Source organism: Spirosoma harenae (assembly GCF_054776975.1).
In genome coordinates this window covers 30,758-46,782 of sequence record NZ_BAAHBD010000054.1, presented here as the reverse complement: position 1 = coordinate 46,782, position 16,025 = coordinate 30,758, and the positions used below count along the sequence as shown (strand labels likewise).

The window sequence follows — 16,025 nt, the reverse complement described above, 5'->3', positions numbered from 1 at the left end:
AGCTTCCAATGAGCTAAAATTTATAAAGAAGGTCAGTTACACGAAACTGGCCTTTTTTTATGCTCTGCACATTCCACTACATTCATCGATGATTCACCAACCTGAATAATTTGCTCTGCCAATTCCTGATTAATCAGTCGACGATTAAATTGGCGGACAAAATCATTTCGAGGTTGGGTACAGTAGAGCGTATTGCGCAACTGCTGGATCAAATCGGCTACGTCGCCGGGGTTGAATACAATCGAATTGGGCAAATTTTCCTGTATAAAAGCAGCCGCATAACCAGAAACGCCAGCGATAATCGGCTTATCGGTTGCCCCATATTCGAACAGTTTGGAGGGAATAACCCGCTCACACGTTTTTAGATCAGCCAGATGCAGAAATAAATAATCTGCTCTTCGGTACTCCATCAATAGTGCCTCTCGGTGAACAGGAAGACGTAAATCGATATTCGTCACGTTGGCGGCATAAATAGCCATTTCCAATTTGCGTATAGCCCCTCCATCGCCAATAATTACGAAGCGATACGTATTACCTACCTGACGAGCCAGTTCAGGAATAATACTATGCAGTGCTTGCCCTTCGCCAATATTTCCTGCGTATAAAATGGTTTTAATTTCACTGGAATCAGTATGCTCGACCGGAGAATAATCTAAAAACAGTTGGTCGATACCATTTGTACAGTAGCTAAACGAAGCCTGTGAAAATGGCCGAAAGTAGGGTCGAAATCCTTCGGATACCAGATTGATATGCCGAGCATACCGAAATGTGTATTGTTCAATCAGCCATAAAATAGGGTTGAGTAGAATCGTAATAGGCAAATTGAACCAGCGTTTTCTCAATACGTTCAGAATAGCCTCCCGAAACAAATCCCGAATATCCAGAAATAGTGGAATCCGTTTCGGACGTCCGATTGCAGCGCCTAAAAATGCCGTAAACAACCGCGATGAGGACGCAAAAATCAGGTTGTATTGCCGCTTCCTGGTAAGCTGGTGTACTGCCTTATAGTATGTGTAAAAAGCAAGAATCTGATCTAGAAAACCACTTTTGTGGGTCGGTACATCAATCCGATGAATAGCAACTGGACATTCGCCATAAATCCGATTTTCGTGGACAGGCGCTGATGAGCGATACGATTTATAACGATTTGGCTGCGTGGTTATCACCTGAATAGAATCGTCAGCAGTCAGTTGAGAGGCTAGCTCTTTCACCAAAGTTGTGTTCCGAAAAGCGCCAGGACCAATGTCAGGTTCGAAATAAAATGTGAGGTACAATATGTTCATTGGGTGAAGAGAAAAGTCGTTTCCAGGCTCCCTGTAAATGTCACTTCCAGACATTGCGCAGGCTTTAGAACGTTGAAACCTTCGGCCAATTCGTACGTTTTGATAACCCGTTTCGGTCTGGTTACCGACACCAGCCTGATTCGCACCGATCCAGCCTCAACAAAATCAGTCATCAGTTCTAACCTGATTGTCGGATGAAAATAAAATCGGGCAGTACCTGATTGACTGGATTCTATTTTAGTTAATGCATTCAATAATCGATCTTGTATCACCAATCGATTCTGTTCACAAATCCACCCTCGCTCATGCAGAATGCCTATTTTTCGATAACCATCATGACGAGCCATTAGCCTGGTTTTTGTATCCGATAGCATTGTAACCCGCGCTCTGCGTCCTACCCGAAAACTGGCCCAAACTTCCGATGAGTTGATATCATCTATCGTTACCGTATTATGAGCAGCCGTACTTCGCTCCCACGCTCGACGAATTCCAGTCTGATAAGTTGATACACCGTTATCCACAATGAATGGGTGGTTATCCACATAAAGCACAAATGACAAGGTATCAGCGTGGGCATGACCAGGCTGATGATCGGGACCAACCGAACCTACATCAGCAACGAATTCGAATCGATTCTGCCTGAACATACGATAGCCATTTGCTGTCAGCGGCCGTGATTTTTGCGTTTGTCTATCCAATAGCGCTTCCGCTTTTCTCTTCAATTGAATTGTTGAGGGAGCCATGTTGAGGGTAGCATCATTCACCATCGGCACATCGCCATTCCGGAATGTAATACCGTCTAACCACGCCAGCATCAATACTGCTTTCTCGACTAAAAACGCGACAAGATTTGGGTCACTAACCCAATCATTTGTTTGCAGAATCTGTATTGTATTCAGGAGTCGATCTAACAGAATCTGGTGATAGACTGGACTCAATTCATAATGTCCGCCATCGGCCAGAATTTGGATTGTCAATTCTGGCCGGATTAGTCGAATTGCTTTGCGGAGCCAGTTTTGTTTACGGAAATAGAGCGCACTTGTGAGTAGGCCAAAACCATTTTCGAGCAGATGATTTCCTGATAGGTGATACTCAAATCGACGACTTAGCCAATTTGACTGGGTGGCTAAATAGTGGTTAATCTTATCATCCTGAATCTGGTATCGGCTCAGAAAATACACCCAGTTTGTAATCCGTAATGACGTTGGGTACGCTTCCAGTCCATCCCGTATTGAACTGACCTGATTGATGAAATCATGTATCAGGTTCAACCCTGTTTCGGCCTGCATACCCGGCTGATTCAGGAAGTCGAAATAATTGATGTGATACGTCCATAGTTTACCGAAATGATTATAATTCCAGTCGATACGAGTTGAAAAATGAACGGATTGCTGCAAAAACGTAAACTGATTTCCTTCTTGCCAGGAAACCAACTTATCCGTATCGGGAACAGCAAGAAAATAAGCTATTGACTTTCCTTTTGGTAATGTGAGTTTAGCCCGACCTCGCAGTCGATAAATCACTTGATAGATCATTTGCCGAAACGTAAGATGCCGTATTGTCCGCCAGATCAGTCCTATTGACGTCATAAAACCTCAGCTGGTAATGACTCTGTCAATCCAACGCCAGCTACATCGACCCACCGATGTTCACGCCAGCTTTGCAAAGCCGCGAATGTGGCCTGTGTGGTATTAATTAGCTCATCAAACGGAATCAGTGGTGCTCCTCCGCTACGAACCTGTTCAATTAATTGCTTGACTAACTCCCGATGGCCCTTATTCTGCCTTCCGGAAAGGTTTGAAAAGCGATTAAATCCGTATCCTTGTAATCGACGAAAATTATCGATCACTAACGTACGTCCCTGCGAATACACTTCGATACGCTCTTTCGAGTATGCTTTATGACCGTTGCTAAAGAAATTAATGACTCCCATCGATCCGTTGTGATAACGTAGTAATAGCGAAACGGAATCACCCATCTCATTAGGCTGTTGACCCATAACGTTCATGCATACGCTCTGTACCTGACTCCCAGTCAGAAAGGTAATCAGATCGATAAAATGACATCCCTCTCCCACTATCCGTCCACCACCAATTGCCCGATCCTGAATCCATGAGTCAGCCGGAATAGCTCCTGCATTTATCGTTATAACTACGTTCATTGGCAGTGGATCGGAACCCAGTAACGCCTTCATTTTTTGAGCGAAGGGCGAAAAACGTCGGTTAAAACCAACCATCACCGTCCGACCCGATACGTTTTGCGCATCAATAATTGGCTGAAGCTCATGCGCATAGATGGCTAACGGTTTTTCGACAAATACGTGTTTTCCTGCCAACAAGGCTTCGATTGTCAGGCGAGCGTGGCTATCGTGTTTGGTAGTAATGATGCATAAGTTGATGTCAACATCTTGTAGAATGAGTTTATAATCGGCGGTGCGTTGGGGAATGCTGTATTTGTTGGCCAACAAACTGGCAGTCAATCCTCCAGCACTTGCAATCGTTTTGATCGTCGCTTTAGCCGACTGTAAAGCTGGCAATAGGATAGTTTGCGAAAAATTGCCCGCGCCAATCATTCCGATGACTTCTTTACCCGGTTGATAAGTGCTGGATTTATGCTGTACTATTGGGCAGCGACTAACCGTTTCCGGGTAAATCAGTAAAGAAGCAATGCGGTGGCTCGATTGAATAGTATTATAAATCGTAGCGCAGTCAGCCAGCAGAACCCGGTCGGTAATGAGAGGTTCTACATCCAGTTGTTTGGTTGACAGAAACTGCAGAATAGTCTGAAAATTACGATTTTCTGTCCAGCGCACATAGGCAAGCGGATAGTCACGACCTTGCTGTTCATACGCAGGATCATAACGTCCTGGTCCGTATGAGCATGACACCTGAAATGTGAGCTCTTTTTCGTAAAAATCAGCCCGATCCAGGGATAACCCTACCGACCCAATTAAGACAATTCGCCCACGTTGGCGGCTCATTTGGGCGGCTTGCGATATAATATCATTGGTCTTTGCCGAAGCTGTAATGATGACTCCATCGGCACCAATTCCATTTGTCAGGGCCAAAACAGCTTGTGACGGATTTGTTCCAGTTAATGGATTCAGTACTGTAAAACCTTGCTGTTCAGCCAACAGACATTTAGCCTGATCGAGTTCGATGCCAATGACCCGACACCCATTCAACCGTAATAGTTGCGCCGTTAGTAAGCCGATCAGGCCCAGCCCGATCACAACAACGGTTTCGTTTAATGTCGGATTCAGTAATCGAATGCCTTGTAAGCCAATAGCTCCAACAACGGTGAACGCTGCGTGATCATCACTAACATTGTCGGGAATGGGAACGACCAGGTTCCGGGCTACGCAAACGATTTCAGCATGAGGACCGTTCGAAGCGACTCGATCACCGATCCGAAACTCGGTAACGCCTTCACCTATCGCCAGTATAGTGCCTACATGACAATAACCTAGCGGAATCGGCTGGTCGAGCTTTCGAACTATTGTTTCCAGCGTTGATCGTAACCCGTCCGCCTTAATTTTCGTCAATACCTGCTTAACTCGCTCGGGTTGCTGTCGAATTTTACCGACGAAATTGGATTTCCCGAAGGCAACCAACATCCGCTCCGTTCCCAGCGAGACGAGCGACCGATGAGTTTGTATCAATATATATCCCGGACGTACTTGGGGATCGGGTACGTTTTCAAGCGCTGTTACGCCCGTTCGTAAATGTTGAATCAATTGTTTCATCGTGCGGATAGAGCGTCAGATCACGACTAGGCATTAATAAGGATTTGAGCAATCCGGTTCGCTGTTTGCCCATCCCAAAAGGGCGGTATTTTACCTGATACCGAACGGCCTTCCAAAATCTCGATGACTTTCTGCTGAACAGTAGCTGGATTCAGATCGGCAATGAGTTCATTAGTGCCTAGTTCGACCGTTATAGGTCGCTCCGTCGATTGGCGGAATGTTAGGCAAGGCACCTTTAGATAAGTCGTTTCTTCTTGAATACCACCTGAATCAGTAATTACAAGGGCTGCATATTCGGTCAGATTCAGGAACTCCAGATACCCTTGCGGTTCCACCAATCGAACGTTCGGAATAGCCCTGAATTGACTTATCAAATCGAATCTGACCAAATTGGATTGGGTACGCGGATGCATTGAAAATAGAACTAATGTAACTGATGCTACCGTTTCAATCAACCGTAACAATGTCAGTAATCCGGCTTCTGTATCGACGTTCGAAGCTCGGTGCATCGTCATGAGCACATACGTTTTAGGAATTAATTCTAATCTACCAATCGTATTCAACTCAGTTGCTTTATGGCGAGCTATCGCCAGGGCATCAATAAGAATGTTTCCAACAAAATGAATTTTGTCGGCATTAATTCCTTCTCGCTGCAAATTGGCAATCCCTGATTCTTCCGACACAAACAGCAGATCAGATAACCCATCTGTCAGTATACGATTTCGTTCTTCAGGCATCTGCTTATCACCCGACCGCAGACCCGCTTCAATATGACCTACCCGAATCCCCTTATTCGAAGCCCCTAAAGCACACGCAAATGTGCTCGTCACATCACCAACGACCAGTACCCAATCAGGGTATTCCCGATCTAATACGGGCTCAAATTTTTCCAGAATATTACTCGTTTGCTGCGTAATCGTACCCGAACCGATGTTAAGAAAATAGTCGGGCTGAGGTAAGTTGAGCTGTTGAAAAAATACATCGCTCATTAATGCATCGGAATGTTGCCCGGTGTGGATAAGTTGTGGAAAAAATGCTGATTGATCTATTAAGGCCCGATATAAAGGAGCCATTTTAATAAAATTGGGCCGGGTACCGACAACGCACATAATCTTCATCTTGATGAGTCTCGGCTAAAGCTGTTCATCATTTCCCCAAAACGTCTGTTTTCGATAGATACCGACGAATAAATTATTGACATATTTACTAGCAAGAAATGGCTTAAACATCCTTGAAATAGGATCTTGACCTGAAAAATAAATGATGTCGACAGGCTCAAACCCAACGCTTATCAGTTGCTGATTGAAGCTCGTTTCTTCAGAAGAATGTCGACTATAGGCTAAATAAACGGGTCGTCCAGTTAGCAGAAACAGAAGCCGCTCGACTTTCCGATAGATACTCGTACAGTTCGGCACAGAGACAATTAATAAACCACCAGGTCTTAACATCTCCCTAGCTTGTTGGAGCATACCTGTGACATCATCAATGTATTCCAGAAGACTTGACATGATCACCACATCCTGCGAGACAAAAATGCTTGAATCTGGTAAGGGCAGTTGGTGCAGTACATAGTGTACACGATCCGATCCTTTATTTCGATTGCATAGCCTAATCATTTCGACCGACCCATCAACACCGATTACCTGGCAACCTATACCAGCGAGGTGATTACTAAAATTTCCGGTTCCACAACCCAAATCGATTACCTGATCAGTTGATTTAATATACCGCTCAAACAAAGCATTCCAAACCCGAAACCGCTCCTGAAACGCCTTTGATGATTCGTATTTACCACCAAAGGCAGCAGCAATGGTATTGTGAAACTGAATCGCTTTCTGAGCGCTCATTATGGTGCAGTAATGTATTGCTTTGTAAATCAGACGAGTTGTTTATAAAGGTGTTCCCATTCACCTATTCCTTCATGAATACAGAACTCTCGTCGGGCAAGATCAGCCGCTCGAACTCTGTACTGATGATAGTCATCCGGTCCCATGGTTAAATACCTTTCAATAGCCCGCTTTAGAGTATCAGGCTCATTCGATACCCAGCTACCCACCCGTTCGGTTTCGAGAATTTGCCAGGGCGTGTTCGTCGAAGCGATTACTGGCGTACCCTGCGCGAGTGACTCAATGACGACATTACCGAAATTCTCGGTATGCGACGGCAGAATCGTTACATACGCATTTGCATAAAGAATTTGCTTCTGCTCACTCTGAACAAGACCAATGAACGACACTTTATTTGGTAAGCCTAACTCGTCTACTAATTGCGTTAAAGTCTGATAATAGGCTTGATCGATAACAGGTCCGGCAACTATAAGCCGAAAATCACTCTCCCGAAATAGTATTGACGTGCCCAATGCCTGAATTAATTGATCAATTGCCTTAATGGGATGCAACCGTCCAATGAACAGCAAATAGGGCTGAGCTGCCTTTTCAGGGATTACGGTCGCAGGCAATTCCATACGGTTCTTGATTTCCTGTATTCTTGTTTTTGGCCCGAATTGTTGGCGAATATGAGATACCTCTTGGGGGCTTGTTGCCTGAAACAGAACCGATAAGTTGAACCAATGGAAAAATTTTAGAAACAGTTGCTTCCGATAGGGGCGAAATCGTAGCGCGACAGGGCTCATTTCACCACGGGGTGACCAAACAACCGGCTTGTTCATTAGATGACTTATAAGCACCCAACAGATTGACGCCGGATAAAAGAAGCTATTAACATGTACAATGTCCGCATGTTTTATGGCTCGCCAACCCACCCAAATATGTTTAATTGGTAGATATGCATGTGGATTTTTCGTATATATTACCTGTCCGCAATCGAGCGACAGCCATTGGTCAATAGGTATAGATGGTGGTAAATAGTGCGAAGTCGCTACAACGGTCACTGCATGTCCGGCTTGTTTGAGTGCTTTTGCGAGCCAGTAAATAGTATTGCTTATCCCACCCATTTGACTAGGATAAAAACAATCGGTGGATAGTAAAATCTTCATTGAACAAGGTCAGTTGTAGGTTCGAGGTGGGTAATTTTTTGGTAGAGATCAACATAGCGGGTAGTGGCTAGTAACACCGTATAGTTCTGAGCATTCCGGTGCCCAGCTTTGATTAGCGATTGTCGGTAAGCATCGTCCTCTATAATGCGAAGAATACCCTTGCGAATCGCATTTACATCAAAGGGATCAACAAAATGCGCGGCTTCAGTAGCCAGTTGAGCCATCGGAGCTATTGCCGACGTAATGACAACTCGTCCAACGGCATTGGCTTCGAGAACAGGCATTCCGAAACCCTCATAAGTCGATAGAAACGTAACGATATCACAAGTAGTATATAAGTCAAGTACCTCAGCCTGAGTCAAATCTTTATACTGGCGGTATTGTATCTGACGCTTTTGTAAATCCTGTTTAACATCATTCGATAGCGGACCGACAAGTATAAGCGTACAGGAAATACCTTCGATGGCGGCAATCAGGCGTTTTACGTTTTTGTTAGATGCTGTACCTATCTGTAGCAAAACAGGGTGTTCTTTCCGAAATGCCGTTGGCCTATATGCGAAATGTGGATCATAGCCATTCGGGATAACCACCGCTTTCTCAGCCACTTTACCAACGTAACGGATCAATTCCTGCCTCGTTTTTTCGGATACAACCGTTACGATTCTCGCTCGACGAACAGGCAGATAATACCAGAGCAACCAAAATAGTGCATACCGGATCGGGCGATTCCGATTAGTTCTCAACGTACTGCAATCATGGATTGTTAATACGACTCGGGAAGCAGGTAATCCCAACGCTGCATAATGAACATCACCAGTGATATGAAAAATATCCGAGCGTAGACTTTTTAGAAACCGCATATTTTGCCAAATACTCCATAGGCCATGACTTACATTCGGCAACTGAATTTGACTCGTCTGGATGCTAAATTGTCGACAAACCTCTCGCTCAATAGTGCGAAATAACCCTTCGATACTATGGCCAGTGCCGGTGCTTCGGAGCAGATACGTTATCACCATACGCGTTAGAGATCAATACCAACTAACTTCAATAAGCCATAGAGAAGCACAATAAACAGAGCACTATTGGCCAAGCTTCCCCAGGTTGACAGAAGATCCGTTTCCATAGTCAGGCACCCCAGAAAGAGCATGGGCAACCAAAGAATCGCGGAGGGCATAGCACTGGCAAGTCGGAAAACGAGTCGAAAAAAGCCGCCTAGTATTACTCCATAGAGCCCGGAAAAGAGAATCCCACCGTAACCGAAATTCACATACCCCTCACCTATTGGCGAAAGATTGATACTCGTATTTTCGTATTGAGGCAACGTCGTGAAACGCCGGATATTTTCGTATCCACCTGTTTGTGGCTTGTCCGTCCAAAGTAATCGGGGGACGAATGGGTAAAGAAACGACAGTAGGATTTCGCCACTGGCATAGGGTTCATAAGCTGGAACTTTAGCCATGGCGTTTCCAATCATCAACCCTTGATTGAAGCGGGCAAATGAAATAAAAAAGCGGCTGGCCGTGAATAGCTTATCTAGACGGGAAATCCGATTTATCAGCAACTCAACCATCAGACTCGTATCGGCAGATCGTTCCGTACGCTTATTACTCCAGGTTCTGCTCCGGTATTCTCCTTTGATCGATTGAATCAATATCAGACTTACGAAGCCTACTCCAAACGCAATTAGTTTAGTACGATTCATTAGTGGATTCCTAAAACGTACAGCCGCAAAAATCATCAGCAGAAGTAACCAGTAAGCCAGATCGCCAAACATCCCCGTTCGAACCGTATTTACCAACAATAGAGAAATGATCAGACCGATTAAAGGCAACTGATAAGGTATTCGGGCATAGTAGATATAAAGTGAACTCGTCAGCAGGCAATGCATTGGTAACGTACCTATAAACGTTGGCGCTGTTGGCATGACTAGTTTTACCACAAATCCAGCTAAGCCAATGAAAAACAGAATGATTCCAACTGACTGGCGGTGTTGAAGATATGGGGTAATTAGCTCAATATAGACCTTATGTGAACCTTGCTGAGTTGTTTTACCAACCCAATGCATGCTTATGTAAAATAGCGCACAGGCAGGGAGTGCGTAGCTAAAATAGGACGCCGATGGAATGGGCATAGACGCTGGAGACACCCAATAGGTAACAGTCGGAATGAATAAGATCTCAAAGACTGCAATCAATCCAATACATTCCAGTAGAGCAATCTGTCGTCCCATTCGAGAAAAGAATATCAGAAACGCATACACAAAAAAGGCAACTGCCAACCCTTCATAAATTGAGCAACTGAACAGCCAGATACTTATCAGAAAACTAAAGAAGCTCAATAGACTATGGCTCATCTTATAATCACTATTTCCCAATACTCTATATGCCTATACGTTAGCATCGACAGCTAAACTAATTGGCCGTACCGTCAGAATCATTTTTAGTTTTTCAATGAGAGTAAAGTGCTGGATCAATACAGATAGCACACCCGCCAATAGCCCCAGGAAACAGAAAGTAAGTACGATCAACACGCGCCGGGGAGAAGTTCGTTTTAAGGGTACTTTCGGAGCTTCCAGTATTTTTAAAACGGGCGTTCGCTCCTGTACTTTCAATTTAGCTTGCTCGTACCGACGCGACAATTCCGAATAAATGTTCTCAGCAATAGCCAATTCCGATTCTAATTGACGTCGATTCAGGGTGGCTGTTTGACGAACTATATTTTTGTGATTATCCTGATCATAAAAGACAGCCCACTGCGCTCTTTGATAGCGTTGCCGGGCTTCCGTCAGCTGATTTCGATAAAATGCCAGATCTTGCCTGGCCTTCTCCGTACGGTACTTGATTACATAATCCGTCAAATAGTCCATAGCTAATCGGGTTACCAAAGCCGCAACCTGAGCATCGGGCATTTGTGTGATAATCGTAATAATACCGGAACGGGTATCTAATTTGGCGCTAACTCGTTCGCTGATTTCTTCGGCTAGTTCCTGCTGTCGCATTGATAAACAGACGGTTCCTTTGAGCTTATCGGCTAAAACGGGATGAGGTTTTTTGAAGACAAGAAACAGGCTTAACCGCTTAAAGAACCAGCCTGAAGAATCAGGCAGCAGAAATTGGTCAATAGTTTTTTCCTGTCCGTCGCTCGTAATAATGGGTTGGCGAATCAGGTAGAGAATAAAGGACGTACTTTGCAGGACGTTTGGATACAAATCAGGGCGGATCGCATCCATTCCCTCCGTATCCGAAAAATCAAAATCGGCAAAGCCTGCAACCGATGATAAACGCTTAAACAGGTCGTTTGCTCCCGTATTCATTTCGGGAACGATTCGTGCTTCGGATCGAAATTCGGGTGGTAATGCGAAAGACACCAATATACCCAGAACAGCACACGCAATGGTCACGCGTAGAATCCGCCCACGCATTTGCCAAAGCAGCTGATCAACCGGTACAATTGTCCAGCGATTAGTAGCTAATGGTGTATTTACGTTGGTTGATGTCATCCAGCATTCACTCAAAAAGTAGATCACGGCCTGAAATCAAGTGATCTCAATTGAGCATATGACGACAAAGCCCTGAAAAAGTCTCTAAATAATTTATTGTAGAGACTTTTTCAGGGCCAACATTTTACCTTTTAGCTCACAATCGTTGCATAAGCCGCACCACCATTTGCGCCTTCCAGCTATTAAAATCACCTATTCCGATGTGTAAGCGAGCCTGACGAACTAACCATAAATAAAATGTCAGATTATGCAGACTGGCAATTTGTGCCCCAAGTAATTCCTCTGATTTGATCAGATGACGGAGATACGCTTTTGAATAAAACGAACTCGCATAGCCGCCTAAAGCAGCATCAACAGGGCTGAAATCCTTACTCCATTTCTCGTTTTTGATATTGATAATGCCTTCTGTCGTAAACAGTAATCCATGTCGGGCATTGCGTGTTGGCATCACACAGTCAAACATATCGACGCCTAAACCAATAGCCTCCAGAATATTAGCAGGTGTTCCAACGCCCATCAGATAGCGAGGTTTATCGGCTGGGAGGATACTATTTACCAACTCAATTGTCGTGTACATTTCTTCAGCAGGCTCGCCAACAGCTAATCCGCCGATCGCGTTTCCTTCTCGCTCTTTACTGGCAATAAATTCTGCCGACTGACGTCGTAAATCAGTATACGTACTGCCCTGAACGATTGGAAACAACGTTTGCCGGTACCCATAATATCCTTCCGTTGCGTCAAAACGATTAATACAACGGTCAAGCCAGCGATGGGTCATTTCCATTGATTGACGTGCATAACCGTATTCGCAAGGATACGGCGTACACTCATCGAATGCCATCATGATATCCGCGCCGATCGTCCGCTGAATATCCATAACGCCTTCGGGCGTAAACGTATGTTTTGAGCCATCAATGTGCGATTTAAACGTAACACCTTCTTCCTTAATTTTGCGCGTGTCCGATAAAGAATACACCTGATACCCCCCCGAATCAGTCAGAATGGGCCGTTTCCAGCCATTAAATGCATGTAATCCGCCTGCCTGCTGAAGCACATCCAGGCCAGGGCGGAGATAGAGATGGTAGGTATTGCCCAGGATAATTTCGGCATTTATATCGGATTCCAGTTCGCGCTGATGAACGGCTTTTACAGTACCAGCCGTCCCAACAGGCATAAAAATTGGCGTTTGAATAGGGCCATGATCGGTTGTCAGGACGCCTGTACGGGCTTTCGACTGTGGATCATGAGCAGTAATCGAGAATGTCATACTGCAAAGATAGGATGCAGGGTGCGGGGTACAAGGCGCTTAGCGCTAATGATTTGGTCAATTCGTGGTCTGCCCCTTGCCCTCTGCCCCCTGCATCCTATCTTTGCGCCTTCATTCAAAATCAACACATTAGCGAACAAACATTTACTCTTGGTGATTACGGCATTGCTGATAGCCTGGCTGTTTGTGGTCAGTATTCAGCTTATTTACATTCTGTTTATTTATTCCAGAACGGTTTTCTATCGGCAGCCTGAATTGGCACAGCCAGATTACCCATCTCAGTTATCAAACGGTGCAAATTCGGGCGTCACAATTATCGTTTGTGCGCGCAACGAACTCGACAATCTGACCGAGCTGTTACCCCAGTTAAATGCTCAGCAATATCCTGATTTTGAAGTATTAATCATGGATGACCGTTCGACCGACGGTACGCAGCTTTATTTAGAAAATGACATTTCGGATTTAAGTCACGTTCGATTTATTCGGATCGACAAGGAGCATGAACACGTAACTCCTAAAAAATACGCGTTAACCATTGCCCTAAAAAAAGCCACTTATCCAATCGTCCTCTTAACCGATGCTGACTGCCGACCTGCTTCCGATGGTTGGCTAAACAGTATGGTCAATCAATTGATCAACAATCCTCAGAAAGCGATTACGCTCGGATTCTCCCCCTACGAACATCGTCCTGGTTTTTTGAATTTCCTGATCCGATCCGAAACCTTATTTACCGCCATTCAATACCTGTCATTAGCCCTGGCTGGTCGACCCTATATGGGCGTTGGACGTAACTTGGCTTATCGAACCAACTTATTTTTTGCCAATCGGGGATTTTATTCACACATGAACGTGATGGGTGGCGACGATGATTTATTCATCAACGAAGTAGCTACCGGTAAAAACATCGCCGTATGCCTTGATCCAGATGCCTTTATGTGGTCGACGCCCAAAGAAACCTGGCCGGAATGGCGTCAACAAAAACGGCGGCACCTAAATGCTGGAAAATACTATAAACCTGGGAACAAAATCCGACTAGGTTTGCTTACAGCCTCACACGTATTAACATGGGTACTGGGTATCTCGGTTGGCATCGTTGTCCTGCTATACGAAGTTCAGCATCGTCAATTTACTCTCAATGAGTGGCTACTTCTGGTAGCAGGATCGGGCGCTTTTCTATTCCGACTATTGTCTTTTTGGGGTATTGTTGGTCGGATTAGCTATCGATTGGCGCATACTGTTCATTGGGCCATTATTCCGTTTACCGATGTACTACTAGCTATTTATTATGGTTTATCAGGATTGTCAACATTGTTTACGCGACGTAAAAAAAGACTGTATTGGCGATAGCGTAAGCGCCGAATTATGATATAGGACGAAATATTATACGCTATTTGGATTCGTAAATCGTAAGCTGTAAATCGTAAATCAATGGATTTGCTTCTCAACTATTTTCCAGATCTGACAACCGAGCAAAAAGAGCGTTTTGCCGCTCTGGATGGCCTCTACCGCGACTGGAACGCCAAAATCAACGTAATTTCACGTCAGGATATTGACGCACTTTATGAAAAGCACGTTCTTCATTCGCTTGGTATTGCCAAAGTGATCCAGTTCAAACCAGGCACTGAAATTCTGGATGTCGGTACAGGCGGAGGTTTTCCTGGAATACCCTTAGCGATACTTTTCCCAATGGTCGATTTCCATTTAGTTGACAGTATCGGAAAGAAAATAAAAGTTGTACAGGAAGTAGCCAACACTCTGAATCTCAAGAATATAAAAGCAGAGCAGATCCGTGTTGAACAGTTGAATACGACCTACGATTTTGTTATCAGTCGTGCCGTTACCCGCTTAAAACCATTTTTAGGCTGGGTAAGGTATAAAATCCATAAGTCGGGTAACAACGACCTACCTAATGGTGTTTTGTATCTTAAAGGGGGCGATTTAGGCGAAGAATTAGCTGAAGTATCCGATCGTTATCGAATTTATGATCTTTCTGATTACTTTGACGAACCTTTTTTCGAAACCAAGAAAGTAATTTATATACCTAAAAAATAACCGGGATTTAGTTGATTCTACTGACTGTAATTTGGCAGATACGAGCTTTTTTGAAGCAATAACAAAATCAGCTTAATCTGTAAAATCAACTAAACCCCGGTTCAGACAATATGCCAAACGAAAAATTTCGCAGCAGTAGCTTCAAAGACCCGCTAAATCCTGACGAGGTCGAGTTTAACGACAAAGGAGTAACCTTCCGTGCCCGCAAGCTGATCGGTGGTACTGATAATTTCGTATTTTACTCAGATATTTCTGGTGTTGAAATCGATAATGGTGTTTTCTTCGCCACAATCCGAGTCATCCCGCGTGCGCGCCCGGAGATTGTGATCCGGAATTTCTCAAAAGGTGACGCCCGTCGAATCAAGGAACTGATTTTAGAGAACGTCCCGAACCACCGTCCTAACGCATTCTGATTGAGAAATGCTTGATCTGAATTATTGACTATCATCGGGTTACATAATTTTGCCAGCAAAAGCGTCTTTTTTAAGGTCTAATACTTGCTTAGTATTCTGATTCACCTTAATTTTGCACCCACGATTCCCGAATAGCTCAGTCGGTTAGAGCATCTGACTGTTAATCAGAGGGTCGCTGGTTCGAGCCCAGCTTCGGGAGCCCAAGTGGGCAGGTTATGCAAATGCATGGCCTGCCCTTCTCTTTTTATATCATTACTAGCTGTATATGAGCATATTAGCTCGATAAAATAATTCATTTCGGCGGTTCGATACTTTCCGTCTTCATAAATTAACTTTCCGGGAAATATCGAACCAACTATCTTCTGTTGCACTGATAAAGAGGAATTAGCGTAATATTTAGCCAAATTGCCTAGTAAGGTAGTGAGATGGTCTAATAAATCGGCACAGTGAACTTGCTTAACTTTCGGACCGCCGATGCGGCAGGAACATGCAGCCTAAAAACAAACTCATTAAACGGCGTAAATACGACGCAACCTTCAAAGCCGATGTGCTGAAAATGATTACCAATAGGCAGAGTGTGGCTTATGTATCTCAGGCGCTGGATATCAGTGAAGCGCTCATCTACAACCGCGACGGCGGACCGTTGGAAACAGCGAACCAAGGGGGAAGAAAAACACCATTTTTCGAGCCAAGCTTCAGATGCACTACTGGAGAATCAGCGGCTGCTACAACGAATTAGTCAACTGGAAACCGAGCGCGAGATCTTAA

Annotated in this window: 14 protein-coding genes and 1 tRNA gene; 5 read left to right on the top strand and 10 right to left on the bottom strand. The window is 44.4% G+C overall.

Features of this window, described 5'->3' with window-relative positions; translation table 11 throughout:
• Positions 1 to 32: 32 nt before the first annotated feature.
• The 10 genes from ACYVE4_RS32475 to tgt all read right to left on the bottom strand — a co-directional run bounded on the left by ACYVE4_RS32475 (position 33) and on the right by tgt (position 12,792).
• Positions 33 to 1,283, bottom strand: a complete 1,251-nt coding sequence (locus ACYVE4_RS32475) for a glycosyltransferase family 4 protein (protein ID WP_461044590.1) — start codon at positions 1,281 to 1,283, stop codon at positions 33 to 35.
• The gene (locus ACYVE4_RS32470) at positions 1,280 to 2,872 is read right to left on the bottom strand and encodes a heparinase II/III domain-containing protein (RefSeq protein WP_461044589.1); all 1,593 of its coding nucleotides are present in this window, start codon (positions 2,870 to 2,872) and stop codon (positions 1,280 to 1,282) included. Before ACYVE4_RS32470 ends, ACYVE4_RS32475 begins: the two co-directional genes overlap by 4 nt.
• Positions 2,869 to 5,028 (bottom strand): bi-domain-containing oxidoreductase, encoded by a 2,160-nt coding sequence (locus ACYVE4_RS32465; RefSeq protein WP_461044588.1) that lies wholly within the window; start codon positions 5,026 to 5,028, stop codon positions 2,869 to 2,871. Before ACYVE4_RS32465 ends, ACYVE4_RS32470 begins: the two co-directional genes overlap by 4 nt.
• Before the next feature lie 26 nt (positions 5,029 to 5,054).
• Positions 5,055 to 6,137 carry a non-hydrolyzing UDP-N-acetylglucosamine 2-epimerase gene (gene wecB / locus ACYVE4_RS32460; protein ID WP_461044891.1) on the bottom strand — a complete coding sequence of 361 codons (1,083 nt, stop codon included), beginning with the start codon at positions 6,135 to 6,137 and terminating at the stop codon, positions 5,055 to 5,057.
• 24 nt (positions 6,138 to 6,161) lie between these two features.
• The gene (locus tag ACYVE4_RS32455) at positions 6,162 to 6,875 is read right to left on the bottom strand and encodes a class I SAM-dependent methyltransferase (protein WP_461044587.1); all 714 of its coding nucleotides are present in this window, start codon (positions 6,873 to 6,875) and stop codon (positions 6,162 to 6,164) included.
• Positions 6,876 to 6,904: 29 nt separating this feature from the next.
• Positions 6,905 to 8,023, bottom strand: a complete 1,119-nt coding sequence (locus ACYVE4_RS32450; protein WP_461044586.1) for a glycosyltransferase — start codon at positions 8,021 to 8,023, stop codon at positions 6,905 to 6,907.
• A complete protein-coding gene (locus ACYVE4_RS32445; protein ID WP_461044585.1) occupies positions 8,020 to 9,042 on the bottom strand; it encodes a glycosyltransferase family 4 protein in 1,023 nt (340 codons plus the stop codon). The genes ACYVE4_RS32450 and ACYVE4_RS32445 overlap by 4 nt, the downstream gene beginning before the upstream one ends.
• Before the next feature lie 5 nt (positions 9,043 to 9,047).
• On the bottom strand, positions 9,048 to 10,379 hold the full coding sequence (locus tag ACYVE4_RS32440; protein ID WP_461044584.1) for a hypothetical protein: 1,332 nt from the start codon (positions 10,377 to 10,379) through the stop codon (positions 9,048 to 9,050).
• 33 nt (positions 10,380 to 10,412) lie between these two features.
• Complete coding sequence (locus tag ACYVE4_RS32435) at positions 10,413 to 11,525, bottom strand: GNVR domain-containing protein (protein ID WP_461044583.1); 1,113 nt, start codon at positions 11,523 to 11,525, stop codon at positions 10,413 to 10,415.
• Positions 11,526 to 11,661: 136 nt separating this feature from the next.
• Complete coding sequence (gene tgt / locus ACYVE4_RS32430; protein WP_461044582.1) at positions 11,662 to 12,792, bottom strand: tRNA guanosine(34) transglycosylase Tgt; 1,131 nt, start codon at positions 12,790 to 12,792, stop codon at positions 11,662 to 11,664.
• Positions 12,793 to 12,840: 48 nt separating this feature from the next.
• Between tgt and ACYVE4_RS32425 the strand changes: the two genes are divergently transcribed.
• The 5 genes from ACYVE4_RS32425 to ACYVE4_RS32405 all read left to right on the top strand — a co-directional run bounded on the left by ACYVE4_RS32425 (position 12,841) and on the right by ACYVE4_RS32405 (position 15,996).
• Positions 12,841 to 14,139, top strand: coding sequence for a glycosyltransferase (locus tag ACYVE4_RS32425; protein WP_461044581.1), 1,299 nt, complete (start codon positions 12,841 to 12,843; stop codon positions 14,137 to 14,139).
• 81 nt (positions 14,140 to 14,220) lie between these two features.
• Positions 14,221 to 14,844 (top strand): 16S rRNA (guanine(527)-N(7))-methyltransferase RsmG, encoded by a 624-nt coding sequence (rsmG, locus tag ACYVE4_RS32420; protein WP_461044580.1) that lies wholly within the window; start codon positions 14,221 to 14,223, stop codon positions 14,842 to 14,844.
• A 110-nt stretch (positions 14,845 to 14,954) separates the two neighbouring features.
• Complete coding sequence (locus ACYVE4_RS32415) at positions 14,955 to 15,257, top strand: hypothetical protein (protein ID WP_461044579.1); 303 nt, start codon at positions 14,955 to 14,957, stop codon at positions 15,255 to 15,257.
• 125 nt (positions 15,258 to 15,382) lie between these two features.
• Positions 15,383 to 15,456, top strand: a tRNA-Asn gene (locus ACYVE4_RS32410).
• Between the two features lie 288 nt (positions 15,457 to 15,744).
• Complete coding sequence (locus ACYVE4_RS32405; RefSeq protein ID WP_461044578.1) at positions 15,745 to 15,996, top strand: transposase; 252 nt, start codon at positions 15,745 to 15,747, stop codon at positions 15,994 to 15,996.
• The last annotated feature ends 29 nt before the right edge of the window (positions 15,997 to 16,025 follow it).

Excerpts from the sequence above, each read along its gene's own strand:
- ACYVE4_RS32445 (WP_461044585.1), bottom strand. The coding sequence starts at position 9,042 with ATGGTGATAACGTATCTGCTCCGAAGCACCGGCACTGGCCATAGTATC.
- rsmG (WP_461044580.1), top strand. The coding sequence starts at position 14,221 with ATGGATTTGCTTCTCAACTATTTTCCAGATCTGACAACCGAGCAAAAA.
- ACYVE4_RS32470 (WP_461044589.1), bottom strand. The coding sequence starts at position 2,872 with ATGACGTCAATAGGACTGATCTGGCGGACAATACGGCATCTTACGTTT.
- ACYVE4_RS32415 (WP_461044579.1), top strand. The coding sequence starts at position 14,955 with ATGCCAAACGAAAAATTTCGCAGCAGTAGCTTCAAAGACCCGCTAAAT.
- wecB (WP_461044891.1), bottom strand. The coding sequence starts at position 6,137 with ATGTGCGTTGTCGGTACCCGGCCCAATTTTATTAAAATGGCTCCTTTA.
- tgt (WP_461044582.1), bottom strand. The coding sequence starts at position 12,792 with ATGACATTCTCGATTACTGCTCATGATCCACAGTCGAAAGCCCGTACA.
- ACYVE4_RS32450 (WP_461044586.1), bottom strand. The coding sequence starts at position 8,023 with ATGAAGATTTTACTATCCACCGATTGTTTTTATCCTAGTCAAATGGGT.
- ACYVE4_RS32405 (WP_461044578.1), top strand. The coding sequence starts at position 15,745 with ATGCAGCCTAAAAACAAACTCATTAAACGGCGTAAATACGACGCAACC.
- ACYVE4_RS32475 (WP_461044590.1), bottom strand. The coding sequence starts at position 1,283 with ATGAACATATTGTACCTCACATTTTATTTCGAACCTGACATTGGTCCT.
- ACYVE4_RS32455 (WP_461044587.1), bottom strand. The coding sequence starts at position 6,875 with ATGAGCGCTCAGAAAGCGATTCAGTTTCACAATACCATTGCTGCTGCC.
- ACYVE4_RS32425 (WP_461044581.1), top strand. The coding sequence starts at position 12,841 with ATGATTTGGTCAATTCGTGGTCTGCCCCTTGCCCTCTGCCCCCTGCAT.
- ACYVE4_RS32435 (WP_461044583.1), bottom strand. The coding sequence starts at position 11,525 with ATGACATCAACCAACGTAAATACACCATTAGCTACTAATCGCTGGACA.
- ACYVE4_RS32465 (WP_461044588.1), bottom strand. The coding sequence starts at position 5,028 with ATGAAACAATTGATTCAACATTTACGAACGGGCGTAACAGCGCTTGAA.
- ACYVE4_RS32440 (WP_461044584.1), bottom strand. The coding sequence starts at position 10,379 with ATGAGCCATAGTCTATTGAGCTTCTTTAGTTTTCTGATAAGTATCTGG.